The organism is Bacillus sp. GMa5/1, assembly GCF_050172015.1.
In the GTDB taxonomy this organism is placed as follows: Bacteria; Bacillota; Bacilli; order Bacillales; family Bacillaceae_G; genus Bacillus_A; species Bacillus_A cereus.
The window spans coordinates 1-7,152 of the sequence record NZ_JBNLYC010000187.1 but is presented as its reverse complement, the minus strand read 5'-3'; the positions used below and the strand labels follow the sequence as shown (position 1 = coordinate 7,152).

Genomic DNA, 7,152 nt, shown 5'->3' with positions numbered 1-7,152 from the left:
TAAAATAACTCATAAAAAAAGCATCCTAATTAATAGAATAGGATGCTTTTTCGTAATCATATTGTTATAGAAGATTTATATACTTATGCTACGCTGCGATACTCTTCTTCTTTTTCTTTTTTCTGCTTAGGTGCTTGAATTAAAATTGCGATAATGAATGACACGACACATAATACACCTATTACCATGAACGTTGGTTTGAATCCACCTAGAAGTGCACCGATAAAGGAACCTGCAAGCGCCCCAAATCCAAATCCTTGATACACAATTCCGTAGTTCTTACTATGGTTTTTCATACCGAAGAAATCACCAACAATAGCTGGGAAAATAGTGATATTTCCACCAAAGCAAAACGCTACACTTGCTACACATACGAAGTAAATACCATAATTTAAATCTACAAAACTTAGAACTAAGACTGAACTCGCCATAACAACAAAAGTACCAGTAACGATTTTTAAACGCCCAATTTTATCCGATAACGGTCCTAAAATGATACGACCTAATGTATTGAAGATTGCAACCATAGCCACCGCATTAGCTGCTGTTGCTGCGCTAAGTCCTACAAGTTGAACACCAATGTCTTTTACCATACCAATTAAGTATAAGCCACTCATACATGATGTAAATAACATGATAAATAATAAGTATACTTGTTTTGTGCCTAACATTTCTTTCGTTGTGTATTCCTCAGTTTTTGTTTCATGAACTGCTCCTTGATCTGCAGCTTGATGGATTAAACAAGCACCAATTACAATCATAGCTGTAACAATTAAACCCCAGTATATAAATGCTTGGGATACACCAACTGATTCAATCAACTGTGCGTTAACGTATTTAAAGATTAAGCTACCTGAACCATATGCAGAGACAGAAATACCAGCAATTAAACCTTTACGCTCTGGAAACCACTTTATTAAATTTGATAGTGAAGTGATATATGCTGTACCATCTGCATAACCTACAACAACTCCCGCTAGTACATAAAGTAATATTAGTGAGGATGCTTGTGAACTAAGTATTAATCCTAGTCCTAATGCTAATCCAGCTATCATAATAAGTTTACGAAGTCCCCATTTTTCTTGCAATTTACTCGCAAATAAAGTTGAAAATGCTAAAGAAAGACTAGTAATTGAGAAAGTTATCGCAACAGCGTTAAGACTCCAACCATATTTACTAACTAAAGGCTGATTGAATAAACTCCATGTATATATCGTCCCAAGCCCCATTTGTACTATAACTGTGCCAAGGACAATAAGCCATGGATTAACAGTTGATTTTTTCATACCTTTCCGCCTCCTCTTTCTATTTCAATGCTATTCGCTAAATTTACTTTTTTTATGTTCATTTTGGTCACCTCTTTTGATTTGACACCTTCATTGTATAAGATGTTTTTGTTTATGTAAGCACTTACAATATAGAGCGTCAAAAACATGGAATCAGTTACAAAAAACGAAGGATGAAATACAAAAAACTACTGATTAAATACAATAGAAAAATTTTTTATACTTCAATCCACCTTATTTTTTATAAAATCACAAATTTTTTTCCAATAAATAAAACTAAATATTCACTAATATATCTATCCGTGGTTTAATATATATAATAAAAAAATATTTCTGTCTTTAATGAGGAGGTACTATGAAAGCAAACGTAGGGGATACTATACTTTTTCAACGAAATAATTTAAAGATTACAGGATCTGTATTAAAACTTTATACTGAATCGGTCTTAGTTGAAATTACAAATGTAAGCGGTGGTACTTTTGAATTTGATCGAACAATTGTAAATCATAAAAACTATAAAGTTTTAAATACAAATACATAAAACAACACAAAATAGCCCCTGCTCAACAGCAGGGGCTATTTTATATAAAAATATTTCACTAGTTTATATACCCTAAAACATTAACAATCTTACTCGCTTTTAAATTGTTAATATGATAATAAATTTCTAAACCTCTTCTCTCTGCTCGTAACACTTTACCCTTCATTTTTGATAAATGTTGTGAAACAGTAGATTGCGGAATATTCAGTAACTCTGTTAATTGTGTTACATTACAAGTTTTTCTCGTACTTAATTCATTTACAATTTGCAGTCGGATTGGATGCGCCATAATTTTTAAAATATCTACATCTTCTTCTGAAACTAAAGTTTTTCTCATTTCACTCGTATATGTTGTCATAAGACATTCCCCTTTTATATGAATTCCATATTCATAAGATCTATTTCCAAATTTTTTAAAACCCTTGATTAAAACTTTCATATAGAAATAAAAGGATTTTAAATTTTTGAAAACAGAACTTACATTCACTTTATTTATTTATTTATTTGGTACATATACATAATACAATGTTAATATGTGCTCTATGTGAAGTTCACATAAATTTATGATGAAGATTTCCTTAGCCACTCGCATCCTACTCATCTAATTACCCACTGCATAAAATCATCAGTTATTTTAACACATTTTAGGCGTTTGTATATACTATTTATAAAACAACTTTTATAAAGGGGGGATTCATATGCCTACAGCGTTACAAGAAGAAGTCGAAGAAGCACGGGAAACATATGTCAGTCGTATCATCTTAGTTGGAGGATCCGCTTTATTTTTAGTAGGCGGGGTTATCTCAGCAATTTCAGCCTTTAAAACTTATAATCGTTTGGAGAATACGCCGCCTTCTACAGATAATTCATAGATATTTTATAAAATAAAACGTCGCCTCCAATATGAAGAGACGACGTTTTATTATTCATACATATGACACTAAAAGTATCGGTAGATTCCCTACTCCATTTTCTGAGCTTACTTCACCACAAACCTAGTCTGACTACACCCATCCTTCTGCTTCGTTACTTCTAATACAGCTGGCATTGCGTTTTTCAGCTCTTGAACGTGTGAGATGACACCGATAAATCGGCCTGATTTTTGTAAGTCAATTAAGGCATCTACCGCTTTCGTTAACGATTCTTCATCTAATGAACCGAACCCTTCATCGATGAACATCGTTTCGATGGAAATACCGCCTTCATATGCTTGAATGACATCTGCCATTCCTAGCGCTAGGCAAAGTGATGCGTTAAATTTCTCTCCACCGGATAGTGTTTTTACATCGCGTGTTTGGCCAGTGTATGCATCGTACACATCTAAACCTAATCCACTTTGACGGTTTCTTTTTTCAACTCGCTCACTTCGTTTTAAATAAAATTGTCCATTTGATAATTTACGTAGTCGTTCGTTTGCGATTTGAACAATTTGTTCTAAATACTCAATTAAGATGTAACGTTCAAATGATATACGACTTTCGTTATCACCTTTCATTACTTCATATAAATCAACAAGTTCTTGGAAGGCTTTTTCTTCCTCGTGAATTTGTTCGTCAATACGTCTAATGTTTTCATGTAAATCAGAAATATATGTTACCGCATTTTGCGCACGTTGACGTTTTTCTTTAATGATATCGAGATTAATTTCTAGTTCTTTTATGTGTTCACCTAAAGATGTAATATCCATATACTCTTTATCTTTTAATTCTGAGTTTAACTCTTCAATTTGTTTTGCAAGCACTTCAAGCGATGAATAATAACCTTGAATTTCTTTTTGTAACATCTCCATCTCGGGATCGCTTAATTTGGCTTTTTTATACGTGAATTCATCTGTAAACCCGCTTTGTTCTAGCTCTTTCATAAAGCGTGCGAAAGTCTCTTCTTTCTTTAATTTTGCACTTTCAAATTGATTAGAAGCACCTTTTTGTTCTGCTTGAATACGTATATTTTCATTTTGCCAATGCTGATACGCTTCCTGCACTTTCTTCCATTCGTCCTCCATTAACCTAAGTTCCTGCATAGCTTGGTCAAACTGTGCTTTCCAAGCTTGTACTGTTTGTAAGTTTTCTGGAATATTTCGTTTATCATGTTCATATGACGTACGAAGTTGCATACACTCCATTTCTGTACGGTGCTGCATTGTTTCCAATTCTCGTTTTTGTTTCTGAAGTTCTTCTATTTTTTCTTCTACGCTTTTCATGTTCGCAGCAATCTGCTTACGTGTTTCTTCACTTGCTTTTAACGTATTAACATCTGCAGCTAATTGTTTTCCTTTTTGAACAAGTGCACTATATGTTTCAGCTAATTTTTCCGAATTGTAGCCGCGCTTCACAACTTCTTCTATCACTTGTTCATATTGTAGTCGATAGAAATTCCATTTCTCCTCTACTTGCACATGGAATTTTTCAGCAATGTTCTTCTTATCTCTTAAATCGTTTAACTCTTTTTCATCGATCGCATTACTTTGCTCTGTAGCTTTTTGTGGATGACTCGTACTACCACATACCGGACAAGATTCACCGTCATGTAAATGAAGAGCTAATATACCAGCTTGTTCACTTAACCAGCGGCGCTCCATGTTTTCATATGCACGAACTGCCACTTGCATTTTATTATTTGCCACTTCTTTTTCTTGCTCGAATTTTTGTTTTTCTTGCCAAACATCATATGCTTGTTTTAAAACTTTTGCATCTTCTCGCATATTCGTTAGTTCTTCCACTTTAGCTACATATTGCTCAAGTGCTTGTTCTAATTGCTGCAATTCATCAGACATTCTCTGTTTTTGGTTTGTATGCTCTTCTAGTTGTTGATCTAACTTTTGCATACTTTCTTTTAATTTCCCTATTTGAATTTCGGCATTTTGTAAATTCAGCTTTCTCTCAGCTAATGATTCAATAATCGCTTGTAACTCTTTTAATCTTTGAACAAGTTTTTTAGCCTCTTCTCGTTCAGCTTCTTTATTCTTTACTACTTCATACTTCTCCTGAGCAAGTTCAAAGCTATTCATTATCTGTTCTTGTTTGACGATTATCTGTTTTAACAAACTTTCAGCTTTCTGCTCATTTTCCATCGCTTCTTCATACCATTGTTCAAATGGTAATAAGTGCTTTGCTTGTTCCGCACGTTTAAAGAATTTTTCTTTCCTTTCAATTGCTGCACGGTTCTCTTGTAAAGTGTTATATTTCTCATTCTTTTGTTGTAAATCTATAAATTTCTCATTTACAGATTTTGCTGCATGAAAACGTGTTTCTGCATCCTTTAATTGCTTCGTTTGAACATCTTGTTCTACTTGTAATTGCTCAACCTCTGCCTTATACACGGTTGTTTCTTGTTCTAACGCTTCTACTACTTGATGCGTATTTACATGTTCTTGTGCCACTAATGTCTCTAATAATGCTCCATCACGGATTGGTAATTTAAAAACATTACGGAAATAGAGCTCTCTCTCTTTTTGTTTTTCTTGTAAGACGTCTTTCCATTGTTTTCTCTTTTGATCAAGTAACTCACGCATTAATTTATAACGATCCGTTTTAAAAATACGACGTAAAATCTCTTCTTTGTTTTCCGTCTCAGATGTTAATAGTTTTCGGAATTCCCCTTGGGGTAACATAACAATTTGGCTAAATTGATGTTTACTTAACCCAATTAAATCTTCCACTTTTTTGTTTACGTCTGTTACATGAAAACGATCGACGGCTGGAACGTTTTCTCCATCAATAACTTCATATAATTCTACTGCATGTCCTGTAATAGTCTTATTCCCTTGTTTTTTATGTCCAAGTTGTCGTTTTATTTCATAGCGTTTCCCTTTTAACTGAAAGGTTAATTCAACACTTGTATAAACATTATCATCAGCAAATTGACTTCGAAGCATGCTCGTATCACTACGTTCTTCTCCACTAGCCTCACCATATAACACATAACAAATCGCATCAAAAATCGTTGTTTTTCCAGCTCCTGTATTCCCAGAAATAGCGAAAATACGATGTTCTCCAAGATCTTCAAAATCGATTATTTCTTTCTGTTTATATGGCCCGAATGCTGTCATAATAAGCTGAATCGGTCTCATCCTCGTTCACCTTCCCGTTCTTGCACTGTTTGTAATACCTCTATAAATAGGCGTTCTTTCTCTTCTGATAAATCTAACCCCTTCATTTCTTTATAGAAAGCCTTTAAAAGAGATAAATCATCCGTTTTATGTCTTGAAACAGTTACTTCATTTGTATCTGTGAGTTCTCGTCTTTGCATCGCTCTTTCAACGTGCATTGCATTTGGATATACAGATCGTATTTTCTCCATTGGCTGTAAGACAGGGTTTTCGTCTAATAATTTTACAAATACGTAATCTTCACTTACTGGGTGCTGTAATAATTCATCTATTTTCGCTTCTACTGTTCGCATTTTACGACGTGGTGAAAGTAACCTTTTTTCAATTGCTACTTCACCAGTTTCATTCAGTTCTACAATGTAATAACCTTTTTTATGTTTCTCTTCAGAAATTGAATAGGCAAGTGGTGAACCTGAATATCGAATCGTCTCATTACGTACGAAATGCGCTTGATGTAAATGTCCAAGCGCTGTGTAATGAAACTTATCAAAATAATGACTATTTACATATTCAGCACCACCAATTGAAAGTGGTCTTTCTGCATCACTTGTATTCTCCTCCGCTTCTCCTGAAGAAGTTACAAATGCATGTCCAACAAATACATGTCTAGCTTCTTTATCCATCGTTTCAGAGAGCTCATTCATAAAAATGCGCATCGCATCATCATGAGAACGTACGTCTTCATTTTTCAACACGTGCCTTACTATGCTTGGGTCTGCATACGGTATTAGATGGAAGTGAACCTCTCCATATTCATCATTTAGTACGACAGGTTCATACGGGAATTGAAATTGACCTGCAATATGTAATCCCTGTTTTTTCATTAAACTACTTCCAAAATGGATACGATCCGGACTATCATGATTACCAGCTACTGCAATAACTGGTGTTTGCAAATCAATAACTATTTTTTGCAGCACATCATTTAATAAGTCTACTGCTTCTGTAGGTGGAATTGCTCGGTCATATAAATCCCCTGCAATAATTACAGCATCTGGTTTTTCTTCTTCAACAGCCTGTACAAACTGATCTAATACAATCTTTTGGTCTTCAGTCATATACACGCCATGAACAAGCTTCCCTAAATGCCAATCCGCTGTATGAAATAACTTCATATTTTTCTACTCCTTTTAATTTACTGATTTTAGTGAAACGAGTTGATAGTTTATTGTAGTTTTTCCGTTCTCCCACTCTAGCTTCAATATCGTTGCACTTCC

At 34.3% G+C, this 7,152-nt stretch carries 7 protein-coding genes; 2 read left to right on the top strand and 5 right to left on the bottom strand.

From position 1 onward, the window contains the following. Positions 1-83: 83 nt before the first annotated feature. Entirely contained in the window at positions 84-1,286 is a 1,203-nt protein-coding gene (locus ACQGSG_RS24740; RefSeq protein ID WP_325842617.1) for an L-lactate MFS transporter, read from the bottom strand. 355 nt (positions 1,287-1,641) lie between these two features. On the opposite strand from ACQGSG_RS24740, the gene ACQGSG_RS24735 reads away from it, so the two are divergent. Beyond that, positions 1,642-1,827: a YkvS family protein gene (locus ACQGSG_RS24735; RefSeq protein WP_000646793.1), complete on the top strand. Its 186-nt coding sequence runs from the start codon at positions 1,642-1,644 to the stop codon at positions 1,825-1,827. Positions 1,828-1,885: 58 nt separating this feature from the next. On the opposite strand, the gene ACQGSG_RS24730 is transcribed toward ACQGSG_RS24735, so the two are convergent. Next, on the bottom strand, positions 1,886-2,185 hold the full coding sequence (locus ACQGSG_RS24730; RefSeq protein ID WP_000214801.1) for an ArsR/SmtB family transcription factor: 300 nt from the start codon (positions 2,183-2,185) through the stop codon (positions 1,886-1,888). A 340-nt stretch (positions 2,186-2,525) separates the two neighbouring features. On the opposite strand from ACQGSG_RS24730, the gene ACQGSG_RS24725 reads away from it, so the two are divergent. Then, positions 2,526-2,699 (top strand): hypothetical protein, encoded by a 174-nt coding sequence (locus ACQGSG_RS24725; RefSeq protein ID WP_001141667.1) that lies wholly within the window; start codon positions 2,526-2,528, stop codon positions 2,697-2,699. 107 nt (positions 2,700-2,806) lie between these two features. Here the strand turns inward: ACQGSG_RS24725 and ACQGSG_RS24720 are convergent, their stop codons facing one another. The 3 genes from ACQGSG_RS24720 to ACQGSG_RS24710 form a co-directional block, all read right to left on the bottom strand. After that, complete coding sequence (locus tag ACQGSG_RS24720; RefSeq protein WP_097995406.1) at positions 2,807-5,896, bottom strand: AAA family ATPase; 3,090 nt, start codon at positions 5,894-5,896, stop codon at positions 2,807-2,809. Continuing rightward, positions 5,893-7,050, bottom strand: a complete 1,158-nt coding sequence (locus ACQGSG_RS24715) for an exonuclease SbcCD subunit D (protein ID WP_325842618.1) — start codon at positions 7,048-7,050, stop codon at positions 5,893-5,895. The genes ACQGSG_RS24720 and ACQGSG_RS24715 overlap by 4 nt, the downstream gene beginning before the upstream one ends. Positions 7,051-7,065: 15 nt before the next feature. Continuing rightward, positions 7,066-7,152: DUF2584 family protein (locus tag ACQGSG_RS24710; RefSeq protein WP_375035938.1), on the bottom strand; the 87-nt coding region annotated here is incomplete at its 5' end.

Bases quoted from the DNA above. Each gene is read 5' to 3' on its own strand.
- ACQGSG_RS24740 (WP_325842617.1), bottom strand. From the start codon at position 1,286: ATGAAAAAATCAACTGTTAATCCATGGCTTATTGTCCTTGGCACAGTT.
- ACQGSG_RS24735 (WP_000646793.1), top strand. From the start codon at position 1,642: ATGAAAGCAAACGTAGGGGATACTATACTTTTTCAACGAAATAATTTA.
- ACQGSG_RS24730 (WP_000214801.1), bottom strand. From the start codon at position 2,185: ATGACAACATATACGAGTGAAATGAGAAAAACTTTAGTTTCAGAAGAA.
- ACQGSG_RS24725 (WP_001141667.1), top strand. From the start codon at position 2,526: ATGCCTACAGCGTTACAAGAAGAAGTCGAAGAAGCACGGGAAACATAT.
- ACQGSG_RS24720 (WP_097995406.1), bottom strand. From the start codon at position 5,896: ATGAGACCGATTCAGCTTATTATGACAGCATTCGGGCCATATAAACAG.
- ACQGSG_RS24715 (WP_325842618.1), bottom strand. From the start codon at position 7,050: ATGAAGTTATTTCATACAGCGGATTGGCATTTAGGGAAGCTTGTTCAT.